We start from the raw sequence: 25,550 nt of genomic DNA on the forward strand, positions 1-25,550 counted from the left end.
CCCCTGAAGCACCGGAGTTCGCCAGCCCCCTTCGGCGAGTCCTCAGGCCACCAGCGCGGTGTGGTTCCTACGGGGCAGGCCCGTCGTCGCCGACTCGGCGGCCCGGGCCAGTGAGCGGCGGTCGAGGTGAGAGCCCGGCGGGATCACGTCCCGCACCTCGACCTCGGCCACCAGCCCCCGTGTCGACGCCACCCGCCACAGCGAGGCGAGCAGCGTGTCGTCGCCGACGAAGGCGGCTGCGGTGCTGGCCGCCCCGTCGGCGAGCCGGTACCGGACGTGGACCGGCTGGACCGGGACTCCCGCGTCCAGCGCGGCCTGGAAGACGGCGCGCCGGAAGTGCCCGTGTGCGCGGCCGCACCAGGTGCTGCCCTCGGGGAACGCGACGACGGCGGAGCCGGCCCGCAGCGCCTCGGCGATGCGGGCGACCGTGTTCGGGAGGGCACGCAGCCGGTCCCGCTCGATGAACAGGACGCCGTTGCGCGCGACCACCGGCCCGGCCAGGGGCCACCGCCCGATCTCCGCCTTGGCGAGCATCCGGGCCGGGCGCACGGCGCCGAGCAGCGGGATGTCCAGCCAGGAGATGTGGTTGGCGACCAGGAGCAGACCGCCGGTGGGTGCGGCGGCGGTGCCGGTGACGCGGACCTGGACCCCGATGGCCCGCGCGATCGCCCGGCACCACCGCCCGACCAGTCCGGCGGGGATCCGCCCGCCGAGCGGTGACAGCGCGATCCCGGTCAGGACCAGGACCACGACCGCCGTCATCCGCAGTACGGCCCGGGGTACGGCCGTCGCGGACCCCGCCGGCTCCACGCATGCCTTCGGGGTGCAGGGCGCGCTGGGCAGCCAGACGCTCATCAGGCCGGGGCGAGAGAGAGGAAGTGCCGCAGATAGCGCGGGTTGACCCGGCGCATCGACAGCAGCACGTACAGGTCGGCGACTCCGAAGTCCGGGTCGTGGGCCGGCTCCGCGCACACCCAGGCGCCGAGGCGGAGGTAGCCGCGCAGCAGAGGCGGAAGCTCGGTGCGGGCGGGGAACTCCACACGCTCCGCGTTCCAGGGCAGCAGCGGTCGTACGCGGTACTCCTCAGGAGCCAGGTGCTTGGTGCGCACGCGGTCCCAGGCGCCCGCCGCGAGGACACCGCCGTCGGCCAGCGGGATGGAGCAGCAGCCGGCCAGCCATTCGTGGCCGCGGTCGACCATGTAGCGGGCTATCCCGGCCCAGATGAGCCCGATGACGGCGCCGTCCCGGTGGTCGGGGTGCACGCAGGAGCGGCCGACCTCGACGAGGCCTGGCCGGATCTCGTCGAGGGCGGTCAGGTCGAACTCGCCCTCCGAGTACAGTCGTCCGGCGACGGAGGCCCGCTCCGGCGGCAGCAGCCGGTAGGTGCCGACGACCTGCCCGGTCACCGTGTCGCGGACGAGCAGGTGGTCGCAGTACGCGTCGAAGGCGTCGACGTCGAGGCCCGGTTGCGTGGTGGTCAGCAGGGCGCCCATCTCGCCCGCGAAGACGTCGTGCCGCAGCCGCTGCGCGGCACGGACGTCGTCCTCGTCGCGGGCCAGGGTGACGGTGTAGCGGGTGGGTGCCTCGGGCTGTGGGGGACGGTCGAGCGTGGTGACGCCGGTCATGGCTCTCTCCTGGTCACGGGCCGGTTCGGCGGAGCGATGGGCGGGCCTGACTGTCGTACGGCCTGCCGCTCCTGTTCTTCCGATACCGGCTGTCGTGTACGTGACCTGTGCCAGGAGAGGGGATGTGGGGATGTTGAATGCCAGGAGCGCCGGCGAAAGCGAGACGGGGCCGGGGATGAGCACCACTCCCGGCCCCGCCCGTCCGCACGTTGACGGCGAACGACGTACGGCTAACGCCGGCCCGACTTACGGGTCGCGCGCAGCCATTCTCTGTTCATCCCGGTGATGGAGACCAGCGGGATGCCCTTCGGGCAGGCGGTCGCGCACTCACCGGTGAGGGTGCAGCCGCCGAAGCCCTCGGCGTCCATCTGCCCGACCATGTCGAGGACGCGGGTCTCGCGCTCGGGCGCGCCCTGCGGCAGGACGTTCAGGTGGTTGACCTTCGCCGAGGTGAACAGCATCGCCGAGCCGTTCGGGCAGGCCGCCACGCACGCACCGCAGCCGATGCACTCGGCGTGCTCGAACGCGAAGTCCGCGTCGGGCTTGGGCACAGGCGTGGCGTGCGCCTCGGGCGCGGCCCCGGTCGGCGCGCTGATGTAGCCACCGGCCTGGATGATCCGGTCGAACGCGGTGCGGTCGACGACGAGATCCTTCACCACGGGGAAGGCGGAGGCGCGCCACGGCTCGATGTCGATCGTGTCGCCGTCCTTGAAGGACCGCATGTGGAGCTGGCAGGCGGTGGTCCGCTCGGGGCCGTGCGCGTCGCCGTTGATGACGAGCGAGCAGGCTCCGCAGATGCCCTCACGGCAGTCGTGGTCGAACGCGACGGGGTCGTCGCCCTTGAGGATGAGCTCCTCGTTGAGCGTGTCGAGCATCTCCAGGAACGACATGTCCTGCGAGATTCCGTCCACGTCGTACGTGGACATGGCGCCTTCGGCGTCGGCGTTCTTCTGGCGCCAGACGCGCAGGGTGAGCTTCATGCGTAGCTCCGCTGAGTGGGGTGGACGTACTCGAAGACGAGGTCTTCCTTGTGCAGGACAGGGGCGTCGCCGGTGGCGGTGAACTCCCAGGCGGCCGCGTAGGAGAACTCCTCGTCGCGGCGGGCGGCCTCGCCGTCCGGGGTCTGGGACTCCTCGCGGAAGTGGCCGCCACAGGACTCGGCGCGGTGCAGGGCGTCGAGACACATGAGCTCGGCGAGCTCCAGGTAGTCGACGATGCGGTTGGCCTTCTCCAGCGACTGGTTGAACTCCTCGCCGGTGCCGGGCACCTTGATGCGGCGCCAGAACTCCTCGCGGATCTGCGGGATCCGGTCGAGGGCCTTGCGCAGGCCTTCGTCCGTACGGGCCATGCCGCAGAACTCCCACATGAGTTCGCCGAGTTCGCGGTGGAAGGAGTCGGGGGTGCGGTCGCCGTCGACGGCCAGGAGGAGGTTGATCCGGTCCTCGGTCTCGGCCAGCACGTCCTGGACGACGGGATGTTCGGCGCTCACCTCTTCGTGGTGCGGGTTGCGCGCGAGATAGTCGTTGATGGTCGACGGAAGCACGAAGTAGCCGTCGGCGAGACCCTGCATGAGCGCGCTCGCGCCCAGGCGGTTGGCGCCGTGGTCGGAGAAGTTGGCCTCCCCGACCGCGAACAGGCCCGGGATCGTGGTCTGCAGGTCGTAGTCGACCCACAGTCCGCCCATCGTGTAGTGCACGGCGGGGTAGATCCGCATCGGCACCTCGTACGGGTTCTCCGCGGTGATCCGCGCATACATGTCGAAGAGGTTGCCGTACTTCTCCTCGACGGCCTTCTTGCCCATGCGGCTGATCGCGTCGGCGAAGTCGAGGTACACGCCCTGGCCGCCGGGGCCCACTCCCCTGCCCTCGTCGCACACGTTCTTCGCGGCGCGCGAGGCGATGTCGCGGGGCACGAGGTTGCCGAACGCCGGGTAGATGCGCTCCAGGTAGTAGTCGCGCTCGTCCTCGGGAATCTCGTTCGCCGGGCGCGTGTCGCCCTTCGCCTCCGGTACCCAGATGCGTCCGTCGTTGCGCAGCGACTCGCTCATGAGCGTCAGCTTCGACTGGTGGTCGCCGGTGCGCGGGATGCACGTGGGGTGGATCTGGGTGAAGCACGGGTTGGCGAAGTAGGCGCCGCGCCGGTGCGCCCGCCAGACGGCGGTCGCGTTGGAGTTCATGGCGTTCGTCGACAGGTAGAAGACGTTGCCGTAGCCGCCGGACGCGAGGACGACGGCGTCGGCGAAGTACGTGTCGATCTTCCCGGTGATCAGGTCGCGGGCGACGATGCCGCGTGCCTTGCCGTCGATGACGATCACGTCGAGCATCTCGGTGCGCGCGTGCATCTCGATGTTCCCGGCGGCGATCTGCCGCGACAGCGCCTGGTAGGCACCGAGGAGGAGCTGCTGGCCCGTCTGGCCGCGGGCGTAGAACGTACGGGAGACCTGGACGCCGCCGAAGGAGCGGGTGTCGAGCAGGCCGCCGTACTCACGGGCGAACGGGACGCCCTGCGCGACGCACTGGTCGATGATCTCGACGGAGATCTGCGCGAGGCGGTGGACGTTCGACTCGCGGGCGCGGAAGTCGCCGCCCTTGACCGTGTCGTAGAAGAGGCGGTGGACGGAGTCGCCGTCGTTGCGGTAGTTCTTCGCCGCGTTGATGCCGCCCTGCGCGGCGATCGAGTGGGCGCGGCGCGGGGAGTCCTGGTAGCAGAACTGGACGACGTGGTAGCCCTGTTCGGCGAGCGTGGCGCCCGCGGAGCCCCCGGCCAGGCCGGTGCCGACGACGATCACGGTGTGCTTGCGGCGGTTGGCCGGGTTGACCAGCTTCGCCTCGAAGCGGCGGGTGTCCCAGCGCTCGTTGACGGGGCCCTCGGGGGCCTTGGTGTCGACGACCGGCTCGCCGGTCGCGTACTCCGCGTAGGAATTCATGGGTCAGCTCACCACTCCGGTCATGACGCCCACGGGTACGGCGATGAAGCCGGCCGTGAGCAGCAGCGCGAGAACATTGGCGATGGTCTTCAGGACGCGGTCGCGGGTCGCGCTGCCCACGCCGAGGGTCTGCGCCGCGCTCCAGAAGCCGTGCTGGACGTGCAGGCCGAGCGCGAGCATCGCGACGATGTAGACGACGTTGCCGTACCAGGTGGAGAAGGTGTCGATCACGTTCTGGTACGGGTGGCCCGGCTGGAAACCGCCCGGGTGCGCGGTGCCGGTCGTCAGGTCGAGGAGGTGCCACACGATGAACAGCGCGAGGATGATGCCGCCCCAGCGCATCGTGCGCGTGGCGTAGCTCGAACGCGCCTTCTTGTGCACGTACTTGGCCGGGCGGGCCCTGATGTCGCGCCGGCTCAGCTGGTACGCGGACGTGGCGTGCGCGACGACGGCGACCACGAGCACGACGCGGACGAGCCACAGCGTCCACTCGTAGTGCATGAACGGCTCACCGACCGTGCGCAGCCAGTGGGCGTAGTGGTTGAACTCGCCCGACCCGAAGAAGATCTTCAGGTTGCCGATCATGTGGACGACCAAGTAGAGCAGCATGATCAGGCCGCTCACGGCCATCACTGTCTTCTTGCCGACGGACGAGTCCCAGAGCGTACGCGTCATGGACGGCCGTCGGTCCGTCCGTGTTGCCAGTGCCATGTCACGCACACTAGAGCCGAGGGGCCCGATCGGTCCAAGACATGGTCCGGCTCATTTCGATAGGCTCAGGCTATCGAGCGATTACTGTGGGGGTCATGCAGTTCCAGCAGCTCCAGTACTTTGTCGCGGTTGCCGAGACCCGGCACTTCACCCGGGCCGCCGAGGTTGTCCATGTCGCCCAGCCGTCGCTGTCCCAGCAGATCCGGTCCCTGGAGCGGGAGCTGGGCGCGGATCTCTTCCTGCGCGCCCGCGGGAACATCACGCTCACCGACGCGGGTGAGGCGCTCCTGCCGCTGGCCCGCCGCATCCTCGCCGACGCGGACACGGCGCGGCAGGAGGTGCAGGAGCTGGCGCAGCTCAAGAGCGGCCGGGTGCGGCTCGGCGCCACGCCCTCGCTGTGCACGGGCCTGCTGCCCGATGTGCTGCGCAGCTTCCACGACCGGTATCCCGGGATCCGCTTGATGATCGAGGAGGGCGGCTCCCACGACCTCGTACGCGAACTGGCGCGCGGCGCGCTGGACCTGGCTCTCGTGGTGCTGCCACTGCCCGCGCCGGCGCCGGCGCTGACGACCGTGGAGCTGCTGCGGGAGGATCTGGTGGTCGTGTCGTCGCCGGATGCGCCGCGACCCGGGCGGAGGCGGTCCGTGCGCATTGCCGATCTTGAGGGTGAGCGGCTTGTGATGTTCCGGCACGGCTATGACCTGCGGGAATTGACCGTCACCGCATGCCGGGCGGAAGGCTTCGAGCCGGATTTCGCGGTGGAGGGCGGGGAGATGGACGCGGTGCTGGGGTTTGTGCGGGCGGGGCTCGGGGTGGCCGTCGTGCCGCATATGGTCGCGACGCGGGCGGGGGCCGATCTGCGGGTGACTCCGCTGGCCCGTCCCGGGCTGCACCGGACGATCGCACTGGCACATCGCAGCGATGTGGCTCCGCCTCGGGCCGCGCGGGAGCTTCAGCGGATGTTGTTGGAGGGGTGACGCGTTTTTGGGCGGGGGAATTTGTGCGGGTGGTCTTTGGGGGTTCTGCGCAGTTCCCCGCGCCCCTGATCGGGCGGCTGGGACCGGATTGCGGCCGCGGGTTGTTCGTGGGTTTTTGCGCAGTTCCCCGCGCCCCTGATCTCGGGACCTCGGCGGCTTGGTCGGGTGCCGGTGAGTCGTGGGGCTTGCGCAGTTCCCCGCGCCCCTAGGGGGTGGGGGGTCTGGATGTCAGGCAATACGTTGTTGCCGATGGGTCCTGTAGGACCAGCCAGTGTGCGCCCCTTGATACGAGTTTCGCGCCCAGGGATTCGTGCCAGGCTCGGGTTGCTTCCGTGTTTGTGCAGGCCAGGTCCAGGTGGGCGGCTGTGGGGCGGCCGGCCGATAGGCGTTGCAGCAGGATTTGTACGGGGAGTTCCGTCGAGGGGCGGATCGTGTGGAACTCCGGGAGGGTGCCCGGCGACGAGGTCCAGGCCGTGAACTTGGTCCAGAACTCGATCTCCGCCTCGTACACCGCCGGGGCCAGGTCGACGCAGACCTGGTCCAGGCGGCTCGTGGTTCCGTCGGGGGCCGTGACGGGGTCGGGGCGGCGGTGTTCGCCGAACCAGGGGACCAGGCAGAACAGCTGGCCGCCGGGTGAGCGCAGGACCTCGAGGCCTTCCTCCGTGTGGACGGGCGTCGCCCCCAGGTGGCGCGCCAGGCCGGCTGTCTGAGCGAGGTCGTCCACCGCGAAGTCCAGGTGTGCGCCGCCGGGGCCGTTGACCGCCTGCGCCTTCAGGTACGGATCGGCGGAGCCGTCCGGCAGCAGCGTCGCGAACTCGTCGTGGTCGCCGCGGGGCGCGGACAAGCGCGTACCCGTGACCCGCGTCCAGAAGTCGCAGGCCGCCCCGAAGTGCGCCTCCGGCCGGTCGATGAAGGCGTACACCCAGCGGATCACCAGGGCCTCACCCCGTCGCGTCGCACAGGGCGAGCTCGTGCAGGCGGTCCGGCGGGCCCGGGCGGGCGTAGTACCAGCCCTGCGCGGTGTCGCAGCCCAGGTCGCGCAGCTGCTCGGCCTGTGCGCCCGTCTCCACGCCCTCCACGGTGACCGAGAGGTCGAGGCTGTGCGCGAGCGCGACGATGCCCTCGACGATCTTCAGGTCGACGGAGTCGGCGGGGTACCGCTGCATGCCCTGCGTGAAGGAGCGGTCCAGCTTGAGGACGCTCACAGGGAGCCGGCGCAGGTTCGCGAGGTTCGAGTAGCCCGTGCCGAAGTCGTCCAGCGCGATGTCCACGCCCATCTCGGCGAGCCGCCGCAGGGGCTTCAGGAGATCGTCATCCGCGCCGATCAGGGCCGACTCGGTGACCTCCAGGCACAGGGCGCCGGGTTCGAGTCCGAAGCGCTCCAGGATGTCGACGGTGTCGGAGACCAGGCCCGGGTGGGTGAGCTGCATCGGGGACAGGTTCACGTTGATGCGCAGGGGCCCCGCGTCCTCGTAACGCTCCTGCCAGACCCGGGCCTGGCGCACCGACTCCTCCAGGACCCAGCGCCCGAGCGGCACGATGAGGCCGGTGTCCTCGGCGAGCGGGATGAACTGGTCGGGCCCGAGCACACCGTGCTGCGGATGCAGCCACCGCACCAGCGCCTCGGCGCCCCGCACACTGCCGTCGCCGAGGTGCACGAGCGGCTGGTACTCGATGAAGAACTCGCCGCGCTCCAGGGCCGCGGGCAGCGCGGTCGTGAGGCCGTGCCGGGTGATGGCGCGCGCGTCGGCCTCGGGGTCTGCGAGCTCGTAGCGGTTGCCGCCCGCCGACTTGGCCCGGTACATGGTGATGTCGGCGCTGCGCAGCACCTCCGCCGGGCTGCGCTCCCCCGCCGCGGGGCCCTCCACGATGCCGATGGAGCCGCGCACGGTCAGCTCGCGGCCGTCGATGCGGATGGGGGCGGCCAGCGCGTGCATGATGCGCCCGGCGAGGTCGTCGACCTCGGCCGCGGTGTCACGGCCGGTGGTCAGCGCGACGAACTCGTCGCCGCCGAGCCTCGCCACCATCTCGCCGGGCGCGGTCGCGCAGGCCTGGAGACGGTCGGCGACCTCGACGAGGAGCCGGTCTCCCGCCGCGTGGCCGAGGCTGTCGTTGATGGTCTTGAAGCCGTCGAGGTCGAGGTAGCACAGGCCGAAGCGCATGCCGTCGCCGGCCGCGAGCGCCTTCTCCAGGCGCTCGAAGAACAGGGTCCTGTTGGGGAGCCCCGTGAGCGCGTCGTGGGTGGCCTCGTAGCGCAGCCGCAGGTTGAGGAGGCGGCGCTCGGTGGTGTCCTCCACCAGCGCCAGCTGGTACTGCGGCACTCCGTCGGCGTCCCGCAGCAGGGAGACCGTCAGGTTCGTCCACAGGGCGGTGCCGTCGGGACGGTAGAACGCCTTCTCGACGCGGTAGTGCTCACGCTCGCCGCGCACCAGCTCCTCGTACAGGCGCCACACGTGCGGGGCGTCTTCGGGGTGGGTCCACTCGCCGACGTTGCGGCCGCGCACCAGGTTCTCGGCGCCGCCGAACATGCGCACCAGCGCGTCGTTGGCCTCCAGGACCGTGCCCTCGAGGTCCGCTATGCCGATGCCGATGGCCGCGCCGTGGAACACCGCGCGGAACCGGGCCTCGCTCGCGTGCAGCGCCTCGGCGACCGCGCTGCGCGCGCTCAGGGCGGCCCGTGAGATGGCCTCCTGCTCGACGAGGGTCCGCTCGCGCAGGGCCTGGGCGAAGCCGGCCGCGACGGAGTGCTGGAGCCGGGCGCAGCGCGCCCGCAGCTCTTCCTCGCGCCGGTCCTCGTCGGTACGGCAGTACAGGACGAGGTAGGCGTCGACGACGTCGAGGGTGCGGGTGAGCGCCTCGGGGTCGGTGCAGTGCACGCCGATCAGTGCCGCGCCGACGGCCTGGGCCGCGGGCGCGTCCAGGGTCCGCTCGCCGAGCGCGTCCCGCAACCGCCGCGCGAGCGGCATGAGTTCCTTCTCGAACTCGACCCGGGTCAGGGAGGTCGCCGTCACCGGGAAGATCGCCCGGCTCCAGATGGTGGCGAACCTGCGCAGTCTGCCCTCGGGCCCGTCCGGTTCGCCGCTCACGCCTTGCGCCCCACGCCGGCGCAGCCCGAGAAGGCATACGGATCCTCGTCCGCGGGCGCGTTCTCCGGCCGCCATTCGGGCATCTGTACGAGTCCGGGTTCCACCATCTCGTATCCCTCGAAGAAACGCGCGATCTCCTCGCGCGAGCGCATGATCAGCGGGTTGCGGATGTTCTTGTACACGTCGACCGTGCCGGCGGCGCGCGCGGCGGGTACAGGGATGCCCTCGTACGCGGCGTGCGTGACGATCAGGAGACTGCCCGGCGCGAGGGCGTCGCGCAGCTCGGCGACGGCGCTCTGCGGGTCGTCGGCGTCCTCGACGAAGTGCAGGACGGCGACGAGGAGCAAGGCGACCGGCTTGTCCAGGTCGAGGAGTTCACCGACCTCGGGGGCCGCGAGGATCTCCCGGGGCTTGCGCAGGTCGGCGGTCACGACGGCCGCGCGGTCGTTGCCCTCGAGGACGGCCCGGCTGTGCGCGACGGCGACCGGGTCGTGGTCGACGTACACGACGCGCGCTTCGGAGTCGGCTGCCTGGGCCACCTCGTGGACGTTGCCGAAGGTGGGGATTCCGGATCCGATGTCCAGGAACTGGGTGACGCCCTGCTGGACCGCGTAACGCACTGCCCGGCGCATGAAGGCACGATTCGCCTGCATGATCTTCGGGAGCCCCGGCATGAACTCCATCGCCTTGCGGGCCGCCTCCCGGTCCACCTCGAAGTTGTGCGAACCGCCCAGGTAGTAGTCGTAGATCCGGGACACGCTGGGCACCGAGATGTCGATGCCCTGAGGGGCCCAGGCGGGACGCTCCATCAATGTCTCCAAGGCGTAGGCGAGCCGGTGTTCGAGCTGAGGCTACTGATCGCCCGCCAATGGAGCGAGTCAAAACGGAAATTGACCGTCCGTTCTCGGTCACTGCCTCCGGCAAGTGCCGAATGGCAATGATCCGAAATCACCCCGAAACCTTCTCTGTTGCAACGGAAAAGAACCGGCCTGTTCCCTCCGCGTGATCACGGAGGGAACAGACCGGCGATTCACCAAATCCGTCGCAGACTCTACGCGGTACCCCTACTTGGGCGCTCCCACGGGCTTTCCGTCGGGCGCAGCGGCGTACCAAGTGCCGCCCACGCCCTGCCCATTGGTGTCGCCGGGCTTCTTGTCGCCGGAGTAGGTGTAGATCGGCCAGCAGTTGATCGTCTGCTGCTTGCCTCCGTCGGGGCGGTTGTACGTCATGAAGCCCTTCTTGAGGATGCCCTTGGTGTCGTTCTTCGCGACGGGCGCGACGGCCGGCCAGTTCTCCGCGCAGGTGTCGACACAGTTCGACTTGATGGGCCAGGCCGAGTCCTTGAGGAACCGGTAGACGGTCATTCCGTTCTTGTCGACGACGATCTCGCCGAGTTTCGGGTCCTTGCGTGTGGACAGGCCGGCCAGGTCGGCGGGCTGCGCGGCGGCGGGGCTCGCCTTCTTGCCGTCGGGCCCGGCGGCGTACCAGACGCCTCCGACGCCCTGCCCCTTCGCGTCGCCCGGCTTGGTGTCCATCGCGTAGCGGTACATGGGCCAGCCGTCGATCGTGAGCTGTTTGGTGCCGTCGGCCGCGGTGACCTCGCCGAGCAGCGACTGGTCGACGCCGGGCGCCGCCTTGGCGCCGTCCGCGGGCACCACGGGCCACGCCTTGAGGCAGGCGTCGTCACAGTTCGACTTGGGCGGCTGCGCGGTGTCCTTGTCGAAGCGGTACATCGTGAAGCCCTCGCTGTCCGTGAGGACCTGGCCGAGCTTCTTGCTGTCCCAGGTGGCGAGCTGCCCGGCCGGCTTCGCCTTGGCCGCGCCCGCGTCCTTCGCGTCTCCGTAGCCGTCGCCACTGCCGTACGCGTCCCCGTTGCCGTAACCGCCCTGCGCCGGGGCGGCGTTGCCCACGGACTGGCCGTTGGGCGACTGGTCGCCCTGGTCCTGACCGCACGCCGTCGTCAGCGCCAGCAGGGCCGCAGCTGTCGCTACGAGTGAGGCGCTCCGCCAGGTGTTCATTGCCAACTCCCGCTGGTTGCTTGGGTGTTGTGCGATCCCGGAAGGGGCCGCACATGGCCCTAGGTACGCGCGGCGACCGCGGATGTGTTCAACGGGGCCGAAAATTTCTTTTTGGTCAGGGGGCGCGGAACGCATCCGGGGCGGGCCACGCGTGCGCTCCGGTGGCCGCGGGCAAACCTGGCGCCCCCCATCTCCCCACCTTCGGACCAATCCTCGGCGGCCGGGGCGTGGCGGCGCCTCCCGCCGCCCATGATCTCCGTCGTGTACGGATCCAGAGGGGCCAGGTCGACCCTGGTCACACGGGTGGTGGCGGTGTTCGCGCTGGCCTGGCTGCTGGGCTCGCCCGCGGCCGGCGCCACGGCGGCCGCACTGACCCCGGCCGACAACTGCGCGTACGCCTCGATCGGCAAGGGCGGCGACGCGATAGCCCGCGCCGGTGACGGCGTCGTCTGCCGGGCGGGACCCGTCAAGCCACCGCCGCGGAAGCCCGCGCCGCCCCCGGCCCCGAAACCACCGCCTCCTCCCCCGCCGCCACCGCCTCCGCCACCGCCTCCGCCACCGCCCGTGAAGGCACCGCCGCCGCCCGCCCCGAAGCCGACGGTGCGCCCCAAGCCCTCGCCGACTCCGGTGAGTTACCCCGAATACCGCCCCGCGCCCCGCAAGGCGCCGCCGAGCGGCGGGCCTTCCCTGGTCTCGCTCACCCTGCTCATCACCGCGCCCGCGGTGCTCGCCGTAGCCGCGCTGCGCCCGCGCTGACCGCCCGGAGGTCCTGATGTCGGAATGGCTTGTTCTCACCCTCGCGATGGTGGCCGCGTGCGCGGTCGTGCTCGTCGTGACCGTTCTTCAGCAGCGCAGGATCGGCGACGACGACGACCCGAGCGAGACCCCTGACGTCATCGAGTACATGACGATGATGATCGGCGTGGTGTACGCGATCGTCCTGGGCCTCGCCATCGCGGGCGTCTGGGAGGGCCGCAGCGCCGCCCAGGACCATGTACGCAACGAGGCGCAGGCGCTGCACGAGGTCCATGAACGCGTCCGCGTCTATCCGACGGAGGTCAGAACCCGTATCCGCTCGGATGTCGACACCTATGTCAGCCATGTCGTCACCACCGAGTGGCGCACGATGAAGAACAAGGGCCATCTCACCGCCGAGGGCACCCGGCTCCTCGACAAGGTGCGCCACGACGTCACCGACTACCAGCCGAAGACCGACTTCGAGGCGCAGGCCTACCAGCCGCTGCTCGACCAGATCACCGCCGCGGACGACGCCCGCAACGCGCGCGCGGACTCCACCGGCGCCACGATGCCGGGCGTGGTCTGGTTCGGCCTCATCGCGGGAGGCCTCGTCACGATCGGGATGGTCTTCGCACTCCAGATCCGCAGAACGGCACGCGAGCTGGTCCTCGCCGGGCTCTTCTCGGCACTGATCGCGTTCCTGCTCTTCCTGGTCTGGGACCTCGACGCGCCCTACAGCCGCGGGGTCGCGGCCACCGTGGAACCCTTCCTCATGCTGTTCCCGCACGCCGGGGGGTGAGACCGACGGGCCGCGCTCATCTCCGGGTCGGCGCGGCCCGCCCTGCACCCTGCGCCCCGACGACGCACTCTGGTGCCATGACTGCCTGGCACGCCCCCATCGTCGTACACCCTCCCGCACCCGAAGGCGGGCGGCATGTCACCGTGCGGGGGCGGGCCGTCGGGCTCGCGCACAGCGATCAGGACCTCATCCGGCTGCTGCGTTCGGCCGGGCTCGGGGAGTCCGACATGACGCTCGACGATCCCCATCTGGTCGAGTGGCGCGGCGCGGGCGCACACGTATGGCACACGACGGGCCCCGACGAGCCGTCACCGCACCGCCCTGTCGCCTGACCGGCGGACAGCGCCGCCCCGTTCGCCGTCCACGGATCGCGGCCGTGCGGGTCCGTACCTTGCCTGGCTACTGGTCTCGGCGCCGCGCGGGCGACAGCAATGCCTGACCGCCGCACGGCCCTTCGCCCCGGTCGGCCATGTCGGTCGGGGTGGGCGTCGTCCGGAACGCGGGTGACGCGACGGTGCTGCGGACCCCTGGCAAGCACTGCCGTCGACGGTCACAGTGATCCGGCCACCCCACGCGATGACGCTGGGCATGGCGACGATGTTGGTCTGTCGGCGATGCGGACTCGTACGGCGCACCGCACTCCTGGCCGCCACCCATTCGCTCCTGGGCTGTCGCCCCCCGCGTGCGCCGCGCTTAGTTTTTCAGTAAGCGCAAGTGACGCGGTCTCGCCGCCGCGTCGAGAGGGGTGAACGAATGTCTTCGTCCCAGCCGGCCGACGAGGAGGGTCAGCAGAAGAAGCGCGCGCCGTGGGGCGTGATGGCGCTGGTTCTGCTCACCGGACTCGCGCTGATCCGCAATGGATCGGGGGAATTCGACATCGGTCCCCCGCAGCCCGCGTCGGCGGCGGCAGCGGATCCCCGCTCCCCGTCCGGTGCGGCGGCGCCGAAGCCGCTGCCGTTCTCCGTGGCGGACCGGGTGCAGATCCCGGCGATCCAGGTGAACGCCCCGGTCACGCCCGTAGGGGTCGCCCCGGACGGCTGGGTGGACGCCCCGCCGCCGGAGGACCCGAATCTCGCGGGCTGGTTCACCGGTGGCGTGACTCCGGGCGAGAAGGGCACCGCTGTCATCGTCGGCCATGTCGACAACCAGCAGGGGCCCGCGGTCTTCTACGGACTCGGCTCGCTCAAAAAGGGAAACCGCGTCCAGGTCATGCGCAAGGACCGGAAGACCGCCGTGTTCGAGGTCTACGGCATCGAGGTCTTCGAGAAGGCGAATTTCCCGGGAAAGCGCGTCTACGGCAGCACGGGAGTGCCCGAACTGAGGGTGATCACGTGCGGTGGCGGTTTCTCCAAGCAGAACGGCTACGACGGGAATGTCGTCGTCTTCGCCCGCCTGGTCGAGGTGCGCTGACCCGGCGGGCGAAAACCGGCTCAGGCTCCCCGGCGCCTGGGCACCATGATGCGGTAGCCCGAGTCGAGGAGTTCCGGCAGATAGGTGCGCAGGGCGGCAACACTCTGGGAGCGGTTGCCGCCCGCGTCATGGCTGAGGACGACCACGCCTGGGGCTGCCCCGGCCCGGACCGCCCGGACGATGGAGCGGGTGCCCGGCTCCGTCCAGTCGAGGGTGTCGACGGTCCAGGCGAGGGGCTCCATGCCGAGCTCGGCGCCGATCCGGAACGCGTTGCGGTTCCAGGCGCCGTACGGCGCGCGGAACCAGGTGGGCGGCTCGCCGATCGCGTCGTCGACGACCTCGCAGGTCCGCTCGGTCTCGGAGTGCATCGCCGAGCGCGACATCGTGGTCAGGAGGGGATGGGTCCACGTGTGGTTGCCGACGACGTGCCGGTCGTCGGCCATCTCGCGCAGCAGGTCCCTGTTCCACTCGGCCTGTTCCCCGCAGACGAAGAACATGACGCGGACGTCGTGCTCACGCAGCGTCCGCAGGATGTGCGGGGTACAGCGGGGGTCCGGTCCGTCGTCGAAGGTGAGGACCATGCTCTTGTCGTGGGCGTCCATCTGGAGGATCGGCTGGTGCCGTACCGGCAGCCGGGTGGGCGGCGCATGCGGCGGGCCGTATCCGGCCAGGGGCTGGAGGCGGTACGTGGAGGGCCGCAGCGCCTTGGCTGCCTGCGGTCCCGCGGCGGGCCCGTACGGAAAGTGCCGCCCCCTGCACCTGTGGGACCTGGGGTTTCCGCTAGCCTCACCGCTGTGAACGCAGAGCAGCCACACCAGTTCGAACGCGGTACGGACGGCCCCAAGGTGATCGTGGTCGGGGTGGACGGCTCCGACTCGTCGCTGCGGGCCGCGTCCTACGCCGGAGGCCTCGCGCGGCGCCAGCGGGCCCTCCTCGCCGTCGTCTACGTCCAGCCCGTCATGGCCACCGGCGCCGCGCTCGGCGTCCCCGTGGCCGACACCACGGACGAGATCGCCGAGGGTCTGATCACCGAGATCAGGGACGCGGCGGAGCGGGTGAAGGGCATATACGAGGTGCGCTGGGAGTTCCACACCTTCCGCGGCGACCCGTACAACGGCCTGGTCACCGCCGCCGACGAACTGAAGGCGGACGCCGTGGTCGTCGGCGCGTCCGAACAGGCGGGACACCGCATCGTCGGGTCGGTGGCGATCCGGCTGGTGAAGGCAGGGCGCTGGCCCGTCACCGTGGTCCCGTAACCACCGGAACCCGGTACCGGCCCCATACGAACCCTCACTCCCCAAGAGCCTGCCTTCTTCCGCTGCCGCCGCGGCTGGGCCATCATGATCGACCGTCAGCCGACTGACGTCCGCGAAGAGGTGGATCCCATGGCCGGTCTCAAGGGACTTCGGATGGGGCAGGGCGTACTGCGCCGTAAGCCCATCGAACAGATCGAGGAGACCGAGGGGGGCGGCGCGCAGCAGCTCACCCGCACCCTCGGCCTGTGGCAGCTCACCGCGATCGGCGTCGGCGGCATCATCGGCGCCGGCATCTTCACCCTCGCGGGCACGGTCGCCAACGGTACGGCGGGGCCCGCGGTCCTGATCTCGTTCCTCATCGCGGGCGTCGCGAGCGCGTGCGCCGCGCTGTCGTACGCGGAGTTCGCCGGCCTCATCCCGAAGGCCGGGTCCGCCTACACGTACGGGTACGCGGTCCTCGGCGAGCTGGTCGGCTGGTTCATCGGCTGGGACCTGCTCCTCGAGTACACGGCGATCGTCGCGGTCGTCGCCATCGGCATCTCGGGCTACTTCAGCTTCCTGCTCGGCGAGATGGGGCTCGACCTGCCGCACTGGATGCTGGGCGCGCCGGGTACGGGCGACGGCCACAAGATCGACCTGTTCGCCGCGCTGCTGTGCCTGCTCATCGCGTACCTGCTGACGCTCGGCATAAGGAACGCGGCCCGCTTCGAGACCGTCGTGGTGGTCCTGAAGGTCCTCGTGGTGCTGCTCGTCATCGCCGTGGGCTTCTTCCACATCGATACGGGCAACTACACGCCGTTCTTCCCGTTCGGCGTCAGCGGCGCGTTCACGGGCGCGGCCACCGTCTTCTTCGCGGTGTTCGGGTACGACGCCATGTCGACGGCGGCCGAGGAGTCCAAGGACGCGCAGCGCCACATGCCGAAGGCGATCCTCTACTCGCTCGCGATCTCGATGGTCCTGTACGTGCTGGCCTGCCTGGTCCTGACCGGGATGCAGAACTACAAGGACATCGACCCGGAGAGCGGCTTCTCGACGGCGTTCAAGTCAGTGGGCCTGAGCGGCCTCGCGGATGTCATCGCGGTGGGCGCGATCATCGGCATCCTCACGGTGATGTTCACCTTCATGCTGGGCGTCACCCGTGTGTGGTTCGCGATGAGCCGTGACGGGCTGCTGCCCAAATGGTTCGCGAAGACCCATCCGACCCGGCACGTGCCGACGCGCGTGACGTGGATCGTCGGCTGCGCGTCGGCGGTCATCGCCGGGTTCCTGCCGATCGGGGAGGCGGCCGAGCTGACCAACATCGGCATCCTGCTGGCGTTCGTCGTGGTGTGCATCGCGGTGATCGTGCTGCGCTACAAGCGGCCCGACCTGCACCGCACGTTCCGTACGCCCGGTATGCCGGTGGTGCCCGCGCTCGGCGTCGTGTTCTCGATCTGGCTGATCACGTTCCTGCAGTGGCAGACGTGGGTGCGGTTCGCGGTGTGGTTCGCCATCGGGCTCGTCATCTACTTCAGCTACTCGTACAAGAGGTCGGAGCTGGCGAAGACGGACCCGTCGGCGAAGTCCTGACCGCTACCTGCCCATGGTCAGGCCGTCCTCGGCCGCGCCGCGGCTGAGGACGGCCTGGCTGATCCGGTCGCGGACGTCGTTCAGGCCGAGGCCGTCGTGGATGGCCTGGTTGACGTTGATGACGCGGCCCGAGCCGACGTTGAACCACTGGGGGAGGAACTCGGCCTTGCGCACCTCCCAGCGCCCGCCGGCCCGCTCCGGCGGCGCGAAGGTGAAGCGCCCGATGGTGCCCTCGTTGCCGCGCGGATCCTGGGCGCCGTCGTAGTTGTACATCTCGCCGGCGATCTGGTCGCCCATGCCGTAGACCACCCAGGTGCCGTTGACCTTCTCGTACGCCTGCGGGACGTGCGCGTGCGTGCCGAGGATCAGGTCGATGTCGGGGCGGCCGTCCGTGCGGGACGCGGTGAGCTCGTCGCCGAGTCGCAACTGGCTCTCGTCCGGCTCGTCCTGCCATTCGGTGCCCCAGTTCAGCGAGAGGACCACCACGTCCGCGCCCGCCTTCCGGGCCGCCCGCGCGTCGTCGACGATCTTCTGACGGTCGATCATATTCACGGCCCACGGCCGCCCCTTGGGCATCAGGGCGCCGTTCGTGTCGTACATGTACGCGAGGTGGGCGACCTTGGCGTCACCGGCGCGCAGCCACGCGGGGCTGCCGGCCTCTGCGGCGGTTCGGGCCGAGCCCGTGTGGCGGATACCCGCGCGGTCCATGGCATCGAGGGTGCGGTCGATGCCGGCGGCGCCGTCGTCGAGAGCGTGGTTCGAGGCCGTGGAGCAGGCGTCGTAGCCCGTGTCGCGCAGCCCTTTGGCGACCTCGGGCGGGGACTTGAATTTCGGGTCGCCGGTGTAGTGGCCCGCGGTGCCGTAGGCCGTCTCCATGTGACAGATCGCCAGGTCCGCCTTGGAGACGGCCGGCTGCACGCCGGACAGCATCGGCGCGAAGTCGTACCCGTCGCCGCCCGCGTCGATTTTCGCCTTCTTGATGATCGAGGCGTGCGGCAGTACGTCACCGGAGGCGACGAGCGTGAAGCCGCGGTGCCCGCCGGTGGCGCCGCCGGCGGCCGACGGCGCCGGGGTGTCGCTGCCGTGGGGCGTCGGGGTGTCGCTGCCCTGGGACGCCGGACGATGTGTACGGTCCGCGGGCGCGGAGCAGCCCGCGCCCGCCGCGATCAGTGCGGCCGCGAGGACCGCCGCGCCCTGCCATGTGCGCCGCGCGTGTGGCGTGTGTCTGGTGCGGCTTGTGGCCCGTGTGCGTTGCGTCATCGACCAAACTCCATGATTCGGTGGATAAGGTGATTTTCGACATACGCATAGACGTACGGGCATCGGGCCGAGTCAAGGCTCCATACCGCCGCAGTCCCCGGAACGGCGTCACGTTCCGGCGCAGTCGGCCCCGTTCGCCGCACCGCTTGCCGACGGCATCGACCGCCCGTCGCAGGCCGCTGCCCGGGCTCTGGGCGTGAGCGGCGCGCTGCGCTGCCATACGGCCATGACGACCGCCACGAAGACCGAAGGACCCGACCGCACGGCAGCACATGTGCTGGCCGAGCTCCAGCGCGAGCACGGCAGGCCGCTTCTCTCCTTCCTCCTGCGGCTGTGCGACGGCGACCGGCAGCGGGCGGAAGACCTGGTCCAGGAGACGTTCGTCCGCGCCTGGCAGCATCCGGAGGCGCTGCGCGCCGACTACGAGTCCGTGCGGCCCTGGCTGTTCACCGTGGGCCGCAGGCTCGCCATAGACGCCCGGCGCGCGCGGCTCGCCCGCCCTCCGGAGATCGGCGGCACGGTCCTGGAGAGCGCGCGGGTCTGCGCCGACCATGCGGAGCGCTCGGCGGCCGCGCTCGATGTGCGGGAGGCCGTGGCGACGCTCAGCCCGGAGCACCGGGCGGTGCTCCTCCAGGTGTACTTCCGTGGCGCCTCCGTGGCCGAGGCCGCCGCAGCGCTCGGCATCCCGCCCGGTACCGTGAAGTCCCGCGCGTACTACGCGCTGCGCGCACTGCGCAGGGTTCTCCCGGGCTATGAGGCGAACACGGTCGGCCCGCATTGAAACCGGACGGCAGGTCAAGCCTCCGTAAAGCGCCTTGCCCGGTGCCCCGGTCCTCGATTGAGTAATCGGCTGTCCTCCCCCGCCCGGTCGGGCGCGAGGGCCCGGGGGCGGCACAGCGCACGGACCGGAGGAAGGCAGGAAGGGATGTTGCACGGGAGCAAGGAAGGCACATCGGGCGCCGGCGGCGGCGAACTGACGGTGCCGATGGCGTGGTTGTACGCCGAATACATCGCCGATGAGCTGCTGCGCACCGGTGATCTGATGCCGCCGACGTCCTTCGAGTTCCGGGCCGGGCGCGACGCACTCGCACTGACGATCTTCCTGTCGGACACGGACGGCGAGCTGTCCGGCATCCGGGTCGTGTCCCAGCTGGAGACCTGGCTGTCGCTGACGGCGTACGACCAGCCGTGGCAGTACTGGGTGCGGGAGCACATGGGGCGCCTTGCCGCGCAGGCGCTCGCCGAGAACAGACCTTCGCCGGACCTCGAACTGGCCGAGGCGGCCTGGCGATGGCTGGAGGAGACGGAGCTGCTCGCGCCGGACCTGGACTCCGTGCCGGGCCGCGGTTCGCTGCCCGACGAGGAGGACGACGGGCCGAAGGTATGGACACCGGCGTGGCAACTGGGGCTGCCGCTCGGCCATCTGGCGATCCATCTGTTCTGAGGCCCTTCGGCCTCTTCGCCGGGCCCCTGCTGTCCCGCTATTCGACCTCGACGCCCGAAGAGTGCACGCCCGCACGGTACTTGGGGATCCGCACGGTGATCTTCATGCCCGCGCCGGTGCCGGTCTCGATGACGAGGCCGTAGTCGTCGCCGAACACCTGCCTGAGCCGCTCGTCGACGTTCGAGAGGCCGATCCCGGTCGAGGTGCCGCCCTCGCCGCGCAGGATCGCGCGCAGCTCGCCCGGGTCCATGCCGACCCCGTCGTCCTCGATGACGACCTCTGCCTCCGCGCCCGCGTCCCGGGCGCCGATCGTGATGCGGCTGCCGGTGACGGCGCCCTCCAGGCCGTGCTTCACGGCGTTCTCGACGAGGGGCTGAAGGCACAGGAAGGGCAGCGCCACCGGCAGCACCTCGGGCGCGATCTGGAGCGTGACCGAGAGCCGGTCGCCGAACCGGGCCCGGACCAGGGCCAGATACTGGTCGATGGAGTGCAGTTCGTCGGCGAGCGTGGTGAAGTCGCCGTGGCGGCGGAACGAGTAGCGGGTGAAGTCGGCGAATTCCAGGAGGAGTTCGCGGGCCCGCTCGGGGTCCGTGCGTACGAACGAGGCGATGGCGGCCAGTGAGTTGAAAATGAAGTGTGGCGAGATCTGCGCGCGCAGCGCCTTGATCTCGGCCTCGATGAGGCGGGTGCGGGAGCGGTCGAGTTCGGCCAGCTCCAGCTGTACGGAGATCCAGCGGGCCACCTCGTCGGCAGCGCGGGCGAGGACGGCCGACTCGCGGGGCGCGTAGGCGACGAGGGCGCCGAGCACGCGCCCGTCGGTGACGATCGGGGCGGCCACGGCCCAGCGCAGCGGGCAGTCGACGGCGCCGCATCCGCAACCGAACGCGGCGCTGCGCCCGGTGTCGAGCAGCCCTTCGAGATGCCCCATGACCTGTTTGCCGTGCTGGTCCCCCGCGCCGTCCCAGGCGAGGACGGCGGTGCGGTTGGTGAGGCAGAGCGCGTCGGTGCCGAGCAGCGTGCGCAGCCTGCGGGCAGACCTGCGAGCCGACTCCTCGGTGAGTCCGGCCCGCAGCGGCGGCGCGGCGAGCGAGGCGGTGTGCAGCGTGTCGAAGGTGGCCCGCTCCACGGGCGTACCGACGTCGCTGCGGCCCCCTGGGTGCGCCGTGCGCCGGCCGAGGACGAAGCCGCCCGCGAGGAGGAGCGGGCACAGGGCGAGGAGTACGGCGGTGGCGGTCACGGGCGGGCTCCCTGCTCGCCCGCGGTGATCGTCCCGTCCGTGCTGAGCGACTCGGGCAGGTGCAGCCGCGTCATCGTGGCGCTGGTGTGCGGCGGTACGGAGTCCTGGGTGGCCAGCGATACGAGGATCATGGCCAGGAAGCCGACCGGGACCGACCACACGGCGGGCCAGGCGAGCAGTGTGTGCAGCCAGCCGCCCCGTGCGACGCCGGCGACGGTCAGGGTGACCGCGACGAGCGCGGAGCCGCCGCCGAGGAGCAGCCCCGCCCGCGCGCCGGGCGGGGTGAGCCGCCGCCACCAGATGCCGAGGACGAGCAACGGGCAGAACGAGGACGCCGACACCGCGAACGCCATCCCGACCGCGTCCGCCACCGGCACCCCGCTGACGAGGAGCGCCCCGCCCAGCGGCACGGTCATCGCGAGGAGTGTCGCCAGGCGGAAGTGCCGTACGCCGCGGGCCGGCAGGACGTCCTGGCTGAGCACGCCGGCGACGGCCATCGTCAGGCCCGAGGCGGTCGACAGGAACGCGGCGAAGGCGCCGCCGGCCACGAGCGCCCCGAGCAGGTCGCCGCCGAGCCCGCCTATGGCCCGCCCCGGCAGGAGCAGGACGGCCGCGTCGGCGTCCTGGGTGGCGCTCAGTTCGGGCGCGTACAGACGGCCGAGCCAGCCGTAGATCGGCGGCAGGACGTAGAAGAGCCCGATGAGGGCGAGCACGGCGACCGTGGTGCGGCGGGCCGCGCGGCCGTTCGGGCTGGTGTAGAAGCGGACGACGACGTGCGGCAGGCCCATCGTGCCGAGGAACGTGGCGACGATGAGGCCGTACGTCGCGTACAGCGGGTGGTCCGCGCGGCTGGTGGCGAGTGGCTGCCCGGAGCCCGCGCCGGACCAGGGCACGCCGTCGGCGGAGGGCGGGGTGCCGCCGTCGCCGTGCCAGGCGAGAACCAGGAAGAACGCGGGCACGAGCAGCGCGGTCAGCTTCAGCCAGTACTGGAAGGCCTGCACGAAGGTGATGGAGCGCATGCCGCCCGCGGCGACCGCGAGGACGACGACGGCGGCGACGAGCGCCCCGCCGAACCAGCGCGGCGCGCCCGTGAGGATCTGCAACGTGAGCCCGGCGCCCTGGAGTTGGGGCACGAGGTAGAGCCAGCCCGCGCCGACCACGAGCATGCTGACGACCCTGCGGACGCTGCGGGACTCCAGGCGGCCCTCGGCGAAGTCGGGCAGCGTGTACGCGCCGGAGCGGCGCAGCGGGGCCGCGACGAACACGAGCAGGACGAGGTATCCGGCGGTGTAGCCGACGGGGTACCAGAGCATGTCGGGGCCGTGCACGAGCAGCAGTCCGGCGACGCCGAGGAAGGAGGCCGCGGAGAGGTACTCCCCGCTGATCGCCGCGGCGTTGAGGCCGGGGCCCACCGTGCGCGAGGCGACGTAGAAGTCGGAGGTGGTGCGGGAGATGCGCAGGCCGAAGCCGCCGATGAGGACCGTGGCCAGGACGACCACGGCCACGGCCGGTATCGCGTACGCCTCGTTCACGGCGCCCCGTGACGTTCGCGGGCGGCCCGGCCGTGCACGAGGCGGGCGAAGTCGCGTTCGTTGCGCTCGGCCCGGCGCACGTACCACCAGGCGATGAGGACGAGGACCGGGTAGCAGCCGAAGCCGAGGACGATCCAGACGACGGTGGTGTTGCGCAGCGCGCCGAAGAAGAGCGGCAGGGTCACGACGGGCAGCGCGAGGACCGCGAACGCGGTGAGTCCGGTGCGGAGTTGACTGCGCATCAGGGAGCGGACGTAGGCCGCGCCCAGCGTCGTCTGCTCGTCGATCTCCCACTGGGTGGGGTGGCCGGGCAGCCGGCGAGCCGCGCGCGGCTCGCCGGTCACGACCTCGCGGCGGGGTGCGGGCTCAGCGCTGGCGGACACGGCCGGAGTGTAGGCGGGGGTGCGGGCCGAGCGGAAGAGGTCGACGGGTATCGGCCCAGGTCACGCGGTTTCCGGTCAGCCGCCCGCGCGCCGCATCAGGAGTTCGCGGACGCGGCTCGCGTGGCGACGGCTCACGGCGAGTTCGGCGTCGCCTATCCGCACGCTCATGCCGCCACCGTCGAGACGGAGTTCGTCGATGCGGTGCAGGGCGACGAGATGGCTGCGGTGGATCCGGACGAACCCGTGCGGCTGCCAGCGCTCCTCCAGGGTGGTCAGCGGTATGCGCACCAGGTGGCTGGCGTCGGCGGTGTGCAGGCGCGCGTAGTCGCCCTGGGCCTCGGCGTACGTGATGTCGGCGACGGCCACGAGGCGGGTGACGCCGCCGAGTTCGACGGGGATCCGGTCGGCGGAGAGGTCCACGGCGGGCCGGGTGACGGCGGCCTGCTCGGCGACGCGCCGCACGGCCTCCGCGAGGCGTTCCCTGCGGACGGGCTTGAGGACGTAGTCGACGGCCTTCAGGTCGAAGGCCTGCACGGCGAAGTCCTCGTGGGCCGTGACGAAGACGATCATCGGGGGCTTGGCGAACCCGGCGAGGAGCCGGGCCACGTCGAGGCCCGTGAGCCCGGCCATCTGGATGTCGAGGAAGAGCACGTCGATGGCGCCGGCCTCGTCGCCTCCCGCGTCCAGGGCGCGGCCGATGCGGCGCAGCGCCTCGTTCGCGTCGGTGGCGCCCTCGGCGGCGCGCACCCGCGGGTCGGCCCGCAACAGGTAGAGCAGCTCGGCGAGTGCGGGTTCCTCGTCGTCGACGGCCAGTACGCGCAGCATGCGGCTGGAGTGTAGGTGGTTGCCCCGTGGTGGCCAATCCTGGTGGGACTTGAGTGATTCGGCGGCCGGTTGCGTACGGAAGGGCGAGCGGCACACACCGTCCGGTCAGAGGTCAGACACGTACGACGCGAGGAACGGCATGAGGTCCCTGGATCGGCATCGCGACGCCGGCGCCTACGCGCTGGGTGTTCTCGACGAGGCGGACCGGTTCCGCTTCGAGGACCATCTCGGGCAGTGCCCCGGGTGCCTGGCGCGGGTCAGGGGGTTCGGGTCCACGACGGCGGCCCTGGCGCTGTACGCGCGGGCTACGCCGCCGGCCGTGGCGACGGTGGCCGAGGCGGGTCCCGTGCTCCTGGACGGGCTGGTCTCGCGGATGGAGCGGGTGCGCCGGGCGGGCCGGAGGCGGTGGCTGTGCGCGATGGCGGCGGCGGTCGTGCTCGCCGTGGCGGGGCCGGGTGTTGTGGTCCTGGGCGGATCCGGCGACGGCGCCGTGCGCCTGGACGCGCGGGACGCGGGGACCGGGGTGGCGGCCTCGGTGACGGCGTCCGCCCACGAGTGGGGCACCGGGGTGGGGCTCGCGGTCCGCGACGCGCGCGGCCCACGGGTGTGCGAGCTGGTGGTCGTCGGCAAGGACGGTTCGCGGCAGACGGTGACGAGCTGGGCCGTGCGAGCCCACGACGCCGGGGTGACCACGACGCAGAGCGCGGTGGCGCTCCACCCTCAGCAGATCGCCCGCTTCGAGGTGCGGACTGCGGACGGGGCGCGCCTGGTGACCATCCCCATGCGGTGAACCCCCTTTCTGGCAAGCGACTTCGGGCAGGGCACGTCGGCCCGGCCGTCACTTCAGGAGCTTCGACATCCTGCGGTCCGCGAGCGGCTTGCCACCCGTCTGGCAGGTCGGGCAGTACTGGAGCGACGAGTCGTGGAAGGACACCTCACGGACGGTGTCGCCGCACACGGGGCACTTCTCGCCCGCCCTGCCGTGCACCCGCAGCCCGCTCTTCTTCTCGGCCTTGAGCCGCCCGGCCGCGACGCCGCGCGAGCGCTCGACGGCCTCGGTCAACGTGTCGCGCAGGGCCTTGTGGAGGACGGACACGTCGTCGGCGCTCAGGCTCGACGCGAGCTTGAACGGGGACATCTTCGCGGCGTGCAGGATCTCGTCGCTATACGCGTTCCCGATGCCCGCGATGAGGCTCTGGTCGCGCAGCGCCCCCTTGATCTGCCGCCGCTCGCCGTCCAGGAGTGCGGCGAAGCGTGCCTCGTCGAAGCCGTCGGCGAGCGGGTCGGGGCCGAGTCTCGCGATGCCGGGGACATCGGCCGGGTCGTGGACGACGTACACGGCGAGGCTCTTCTGAGTGCCCGCCTCGGTGAGGTCGAAGCCCTCGCCGTCCTCCAGGGCGACGCGCAGGGCGAGCGGTCCTCTGCCGGGGCGGGGCGGGCCGTCGGGGAGCCGGTCCTTCCAGTGGAGCCAGCCCGCGCGGGCGAGGTGCGTGACGAGGTGAAGTCCGTCCGCGTCGAGGTCGAGGAACTTGCCGTGCCGCGTCACGCCCGTGACCCTGCGGCCCTCCAGGGCGGCGGGCGGCGGGTCGTACGTCTTGAGGACGCTCACGGCGACGGGCAGGACGCGGACGATCTCGTGCCCCACCAGATGCTCGGTGAGGAAGTCCGTCAGCGCTTCGACCTCGGGAAGTTCCGGCATAGGTCCAGAGTGCCACCGGGCACTGACACCGCCATGTGAGCCGTCGCCACGGCCC

26 protein-coding genes are annotated in these 25,550 nt (G+C 71.2%); 10 read left to right on the forward strand and 16 right to left on the reverse strand.

The genetic code is table 11. The features are described from left to right. Positions 1 to 42: 42 nt before the first annotated feature. The 5 genes from OG698_RS06755 to OG698_RS06775 form a co-directional block, all read right to left on the reverse strand. Positions 43 to 855: a lysophospholipid acyltransferase family protein gene (locus tag OG698_RS06755; RefSeq protein WP_406102048.1), complete on the reverse strand. Its 813-nt coding sequence runs from the start codon at positions 853 to 855 to the stop codon at positions 43 to 45. After that, on the reverse strand, positions 855 to 1,625 hold the full coding sequence (locus OG698_RS06760) for a GNAT family N-acetyltransferase (protein ID WP_399979336.1): 771 nt from the start codon (positions 1,623 to 1,625) through the stop codon (positions 855 to 857). Before OG698_RS06760 ends, OG698_RS06755 begins: the two co-directional genes overlap by 1 nt. 230 nt (positions 1,626 to 1,855) lie before the next feature. Continuing rightward, on the reverse strand, positions 1,856 to 2,605 hold the full coding sequence (locus OG698_RS06765; RefSeq protein WP_406102049.1) for a succinate dehydrogenase/fumarate reductase iron-sulfur subunit: 750 nt from the start codon (positions 2,603 to 2,605) through the stop codon (positions 1,856 to 1,858). Next, positions 2,602 to 4,551 (reverse strand): fumarate reductase/succinate dehydrogenase flavoprotein subunit, encoded by a 1,950-nt coding sequence (locus OG698_RS06770; RefSeq protein WP_406102050.1) that lies wholly within the window; start codon positions 4,549 to 4,551, stop codon positions 2,602 to 2,604. The genes OG698_RS06765 and OG698_RS06770 overlap by 4 nt, the downstream gene beginning before the upstream one ends. A 3-nt stretch (positions 4,552 to 4,554) precedes the next feature. Beyond that, positions 4,555 to 5,226, reverse strand: coding sequence for a succinate dehydrogenase (locus tag OG698_RS06775; protein WP_329566697.1), 672 nt, complete (start codon positions 5,224 to 5,226; stop codon positions 4,555 to 4,557). 131 nt (positions 5,227 to 5,357) lie between these two features. Between OG698_RS06775 and OG698_RS06780 the strand changes: the two genes are divergently transcribed. Beyond that, positions 5,358 to 6,239: a LysR family transcriptional regulator gene (locus tag OG698_RS06780; protein WP_406102051.1), complete on the forward strand. Its 882-nt coding sequence runs from the start codon at positions 5,358 to 5,360 to the stop codon at positions 6,237 to 6,239. Positions 6,240 to 6,444: 205 nt separating this feature from the next. Here the strand turns inward: OG698_RS06780 and OG698_RS06785 are convergent, their stop codons facing one another. The 4 genes from OG698_RS06785 to OG698_RS06800 form a co-directional block, all read right to left on the reverse strand. Beyond that, positions 6,445 to 7,173 (reverse strand): VOC family protein, encoded by a 729-nt coding sequence (locus OG698_RS06785; RefSeq protein ID WP_406102052.1) that lies wholly within the window; start codon positions 7,171 to 7,173, stop codon positions 6,445 to 6,447. Positions 7,174 to 7,180: 7 nt separating this feature from the next. Continuing rightward, positions 7,181 to 9,325 (reverse strand): putative bifunctional diguanylate cyclase/phosphodiesterase, encoded by a 2,145-nt coding sequence (locus OG698_RS06790; protein ID WP_406102053.1) that lies wholly within the window; start codon positions 9,323 to 9,325, stop codon positions 7,181 to 7,183. Then, a complete protein-coding gene (locus tag OG698_RS06795; protein WP_406102055.1) occupies positions 9,322 to 10,134 on the reverse strand; it encodes an SAM-dependent methyltransferase in 813 nt (270 codons plus the stop codon). The genes OG698_RS06790 and OG698_RS06795 overlap by 4 nt, the downstream gene beginning before the upstream one ends. A 255-nt stretch (positions 10,135 to 10,389) precedes the next feature. Continuing rightward, complete coding sequence (locus tag OG698_RS06800) at positions 10,390 to 11,343, reverse strand: SCO0930 family lipoprotein (protein WP_406102056.1); 954 nt, start codon at positions 11,341 to 11,343, stop codon at positions 10,390 to 10,392. A 261-nt stretch (positions 11,344 to 11,604) separates the two neighbouring features. On the opposite strand from OG698_RS06800, the gene OG698_RS06805 reads away from it, so the two are divergent. The 4 genes from OG698_RS06805 to OG698_RS06820 all read left to right on the forward strand — a co-directional run bounded on the left by OG698_RS06805 (position 11,605) and on the right by OG698_RS06820 (position 14,290). After that, entirely contained in the window at positions 11,605 to 12,099 is a 495-nt protein-coding gene (locus OG698_RS06805; RefSeq protein WP_406102057.1) for a hypothetical protein, read from the forward strand. Between the two features lie 16 nt (positions 12,100 to 12,115). Beyond that, a complete protein-coding gene (locus OG698_RS06810) occupies positions 12,116 to 12,880 on the forward strand; it encodes a DUF4239 domain-containing protein (RefSeq protein ID WP_326772425.1) in 765 nt (254 codons plus the stop codon). A 77-nt stretch (positions 12,881 to 12,957) separates the two neighbouring features. Next, positions 12,958 to 13,212, forward strand: coding sequence for a hypothetical protein (locus OG698_RS06815; protein ID WP_399979314.1), 255 nt, complete (start codon positions 12,958 to 12,960; stop codon positions 13,210 to 13,212). Positions 13,213 to 13,633: 421 nt separating this feature from the next. Further along, positions 13,634 to 14,290 (forward strand): class F sortase, encoded by a 657-nt coding sequence (locus tag OG698_RS06820; RefSeq protein WP_406102058.1) that lies wholly within the window; start codon positions 13,634 to 13,636, stop codon positions 14,288 to 14,290. A gap of 20 nt (positions 14,291 to 14,310) precedes the next feature. Here the strand turns inward: OG698_RS06820 and OG698_RS06825 are convergent, their stop codons facing one another. Continuing rightward, positions 14,311 to 15,108, reverse strand: coding sequence for a polysaccharide deacetylase family protein (locus OG698_RS06825; protein WP_406110885.1), 798 nt, complete (start codon positions 15,106 to 15,108; stop codon positions 14,311 to 14,313). Here OG698_RS06825 and OG698_RS06830 point away from each other — a divergent pair. Together OG698_RS06830 and OG698_RS06835 are read left to right on the forward strand one after the other, a co-directional pair. Beyond that, entirely contained in the window at positions 15,085 to 15,546 is a 462-nt protein-coding gene (locus tag OG698_RS06830) for a universal stress protein (RefSeq protein WP_399979310.1), read from the forward strand. The two genes, OG698_RS06825 and OG698_RS06830, sit on opposite strands and share 24 nt — an antisense overlap. A gap of 129 nt (positions 15,547 to 15,675) precedes the next feature. Next, complete coding sequence (locus OG698_RS06835) at positions 15,676 to 17,115, forward strand: amino acid permease (RefSeq protein ID WP_406102060.1); 1,440 nt, start codon at positions 15,676 to 15,678, stop codon at positions 17,113 to 17,115. Between the two features lie 3 nt (positions 17,116 to 17,118). Here the strand turns inward: OG698_RS06835 and OG698_RS06840 are convergent, their stop codons facing one another. Continuing rightward, a complete protein-coding gene (locus tag OG698_RS06840; protein WP_406102062.1) occupies positions 17,119 to 18,375 on the reverse strand; it encodes a CapA family protein in 1,257 nt (418 codons plus the stop codon). Positions 18,376 to 18,601: 226 nt separating this feature from the next. On the opposite strand from OG698_RS06840, the gene OG698_RS06845 reads away from it, so the two are divergent. Then, positions 18,602 to 19,156, forward strand: a complete 555-nt coding sequence (locus tag OG698_RS06845; RefSeq protein ID WP_100592980.1) for a sigma-70 family RNA polymerase sigma factor — start codon at positions 18,602 to 18,604, stop codon at positions 19,154 to 19,156. 144 nt (positions 19,157 to 19,300) lie between these two features. After that, positions 19,301 to 19,819 carry a hypothetical protein gene (locus tag OG698_RS06850; RefSeq protein ID WP_399979299.1) on the forward strand — a complete coding sequence of 173 codons (519 nt, stop codon included), beginning with the start codon at positions 19,301 to 19,303 and terminating at the stop codon, positions 19,817 to 19,819. 37 nt (positions 19,820 to 19,856) lie between these two features. Here OG698_RS06850 and OG698_RS06855 read toward each other — a convergent pair whose 3' ends face one another. The 4 genes from OG698_RS06855 to OG698_RS06870 all read right to left on the reverse strand — a co-directional run bounded on the left by OG698_RS06855 (position 19,857) and on the right by OG698_RS06870 (position 23,796). Then, a complete protein-coding gene (locus OG698_RS06855) occupies positions 19,857 to 21,056 on the reverse strand; it encodes a histidine kinase (protein WP_329566718.1) in 1,200 nt (399 codons plus the stop codon). Further along, a complete protein-coding gene (locus tag OG698_RS06860) occupies positions 21,053 to 22,588 on the reverse strand; it encodes a cation acetate symporter (protein ID WP_406102064.1) in 1,536 nt (511 codons plus the stop codon). The genes OG698_RS06855 and OG698_RS06860 overlap by 4 nt, the downstream gene beginning before the upstream one ends. After that, entirely contained in the window at positions 22,585 to 22,932 is a 348-nt protein-coding gene (locus tag OG698_RS06865) for a hypothetical protein (RefSeq protein WP_100592976.1), read from the reverse strand. Before OG698_RS06865 ends, OG698_RS06860 begins: the two co-directional genes overlap by 4 nt. A 114-nt stretch (positions 22,933 to 23,046) precedes the next feature. After that, positions 23,047 to 23,796: a LytR/AlgR family response regulator transcription factor gene (locus tag OG698_RS06870; RefSeq protein WP_406102065.1), complete on the reverse strand. Its 750-nt coding sequence runs from the start codon at positions 23,794 to 23,796 to the stop codon at positions 23,047 to 23,049. Between the two features lie 139 nt (positions 23,797 to 23,935). On the opposite strand from OG698_RS06870, the gene OG698_RS06875 reads away from it, so the two are divergent. After that, positions 23,936 to 24,586 (forward strand): zf-HC2 domain-containing protein, encoded by a 651-nt coding sequence (locus OG698_RS06875; protein WP_406102066.1) that lies wholly within the window; start codon positions 23,936 to 23,938, stop codon positions 24,584 to 24,586. Between the two features lie 48 nt (positions 24,587 to 24,634). Here OG698_RS06875 and OG698_RS06880 read toward each other — a convergent pair whose 3' ends face one another. Beyond that, positions 24,635 to 25,495 (reverse strand): Fpg/Nei family DNA glycosylase, encoded by an 861-nt coding sequence (locus OG698_RS06880; RefSeq protein ID WP_406102067.1) that lies wholly within the window; start codon positions 25,493 to 25,495, stop codon positions 24,635 to 24,637. Positions 25,496 to 25,550 lie beyond the last annotated feature (55 nt).

This window comes from Streptomyces sp. NBC_01003 (assembly GCF_045162695.1).
Lineage (GTDB): Bacteria > Actinomycetota > Actinomycetes > Streptomycetales > Streptomycetaceae > Streptomyces.

Bases quoted from the DNA above. Each gene is read 5' to 3' on its own strand.
- OG698_RS06755 (WP_406102048.1), bottom strand. From the start codon at position 855: ATGAGCGTCTGGCTGCCCAGCGCGCCCTGCACCCCGAAGGCATGCGTG.
- OG698_RS06760 (WP_399979336.1), bottom strand. From the start codon at position 1,625: ATGACCGGCGTCACCACGCTCGACCGTCCCCCACAGCCCGAGGCACCC.
- OG698_RS06765 (WP_406102049.1), bottom strand. From the start codon at position 2,605: ATGAAGCTCACCCTGCGCGTCTGGCGCCAGAAGAACGCCGACGCCGAA.
- OG698_RS06770 (WP_406102050.1), bottom strand. From the start codon at position 4,551: ATGAATTCCTACGCGGAGTACGCGACCGGCGAGCCGGTCGTCGACACC.
- OG698_RS06775 (WP_329566697.1), bottom strand. From the start codon at position 5,226: ATGACGCGTACGCTCTGGGACTCGTCCGTCGGCAAGAAGACAGTGATG.
- OG698_RS06780 (WP_406102051.1), top strand. From the start codon at position 5,358: ATGCAGTTCCAGCAGCTCCAGTACTTTGTCGCGGTTGCCGAGACCCGG.
- OG698_RS06795 (WP_406102055.1), bottom strand. From the start codon at position 10,134: ATGGAGCGTCCCGCCTGGGCCCCTCAGGGCATCGACATCTCGGTGCCC.
- OG698_RS06800 (WP_406102056.1), bottom strand. From the start codon at position 11,343: ATGAACACCTGGCGGAGCGCCTCACTCGTAGCGACAGCTGCGGCCCTG.
- OG698_RS06810 (WP_326772425.1), top strand. From the start codon at position 12,116: ATGTCGGAATGGCTTGTTCTCACCCTCGCGATGGTGGCCGCGTGCGCG.
- OG698_RS06815 (WP_399979314.1), top strand. From the start codon at position 12,958: ATGACTGCCTGGCACGCCCCCATCGTCGTACACCCTCCCGCACCCGAA.
- OG698_RS06820 (WP_406102058.1), top strand. From the start codon at position 13,634: ATGTCTTCGTCCCAGCCGGCCGACGAGGAGGGTCAGCAGAAGAAGCGC.
- OG698_RS06835 (WP_406102060.1), top strand. From the start codon at position 15,676: ATGGCCGGTCTCAAGGGACTTCGGATGGGGCAGGGCGTACTGCGCCGT.
- OG698_RS06840 (WP_406102062.1), bottom strand. From the start codon at position 18,375: ATGACGCAACGCACACGGGCCACAAGCCGCACCAGACACACGCCACAC.
- OG698_RS06845 (WP_100592980.1), top strand. From the start codon at position 18,602: ATGACGACCGCCACGAAGACCGAAGGACCCGACCGCACGGCAGCACAT.
- OG698_RS06850 (WP_399979299.1), top strand. From the start codon at position 19,301: ATGTTGCACGGGAGCAAGGAAGGCACATCGGGCGCCGGCGGCGGCGAA.
- OG698_RS06870 (WP_406102065.1), bottom strand. From the start codon at position 23,796: ATGCTGCGCGTACTGGCCGTCGACGACGAGGAACCCGCACTCGCCGAG.
- OG698_RS06875 (WP_406102066.1), top strand. From the start codon at position 23,936: ATGAGGTCCCTGGATCGGCATCGCGACGCCGGCGCCTACGCGCTGGGT.
- OG698_RS06880 (WP_406102067.1), bottom strand. From the start codon at position 25,495: ATGCCGGAACTTCCCGAGGTCGAAGCGCTGACGGACTTCCTCACCGAG.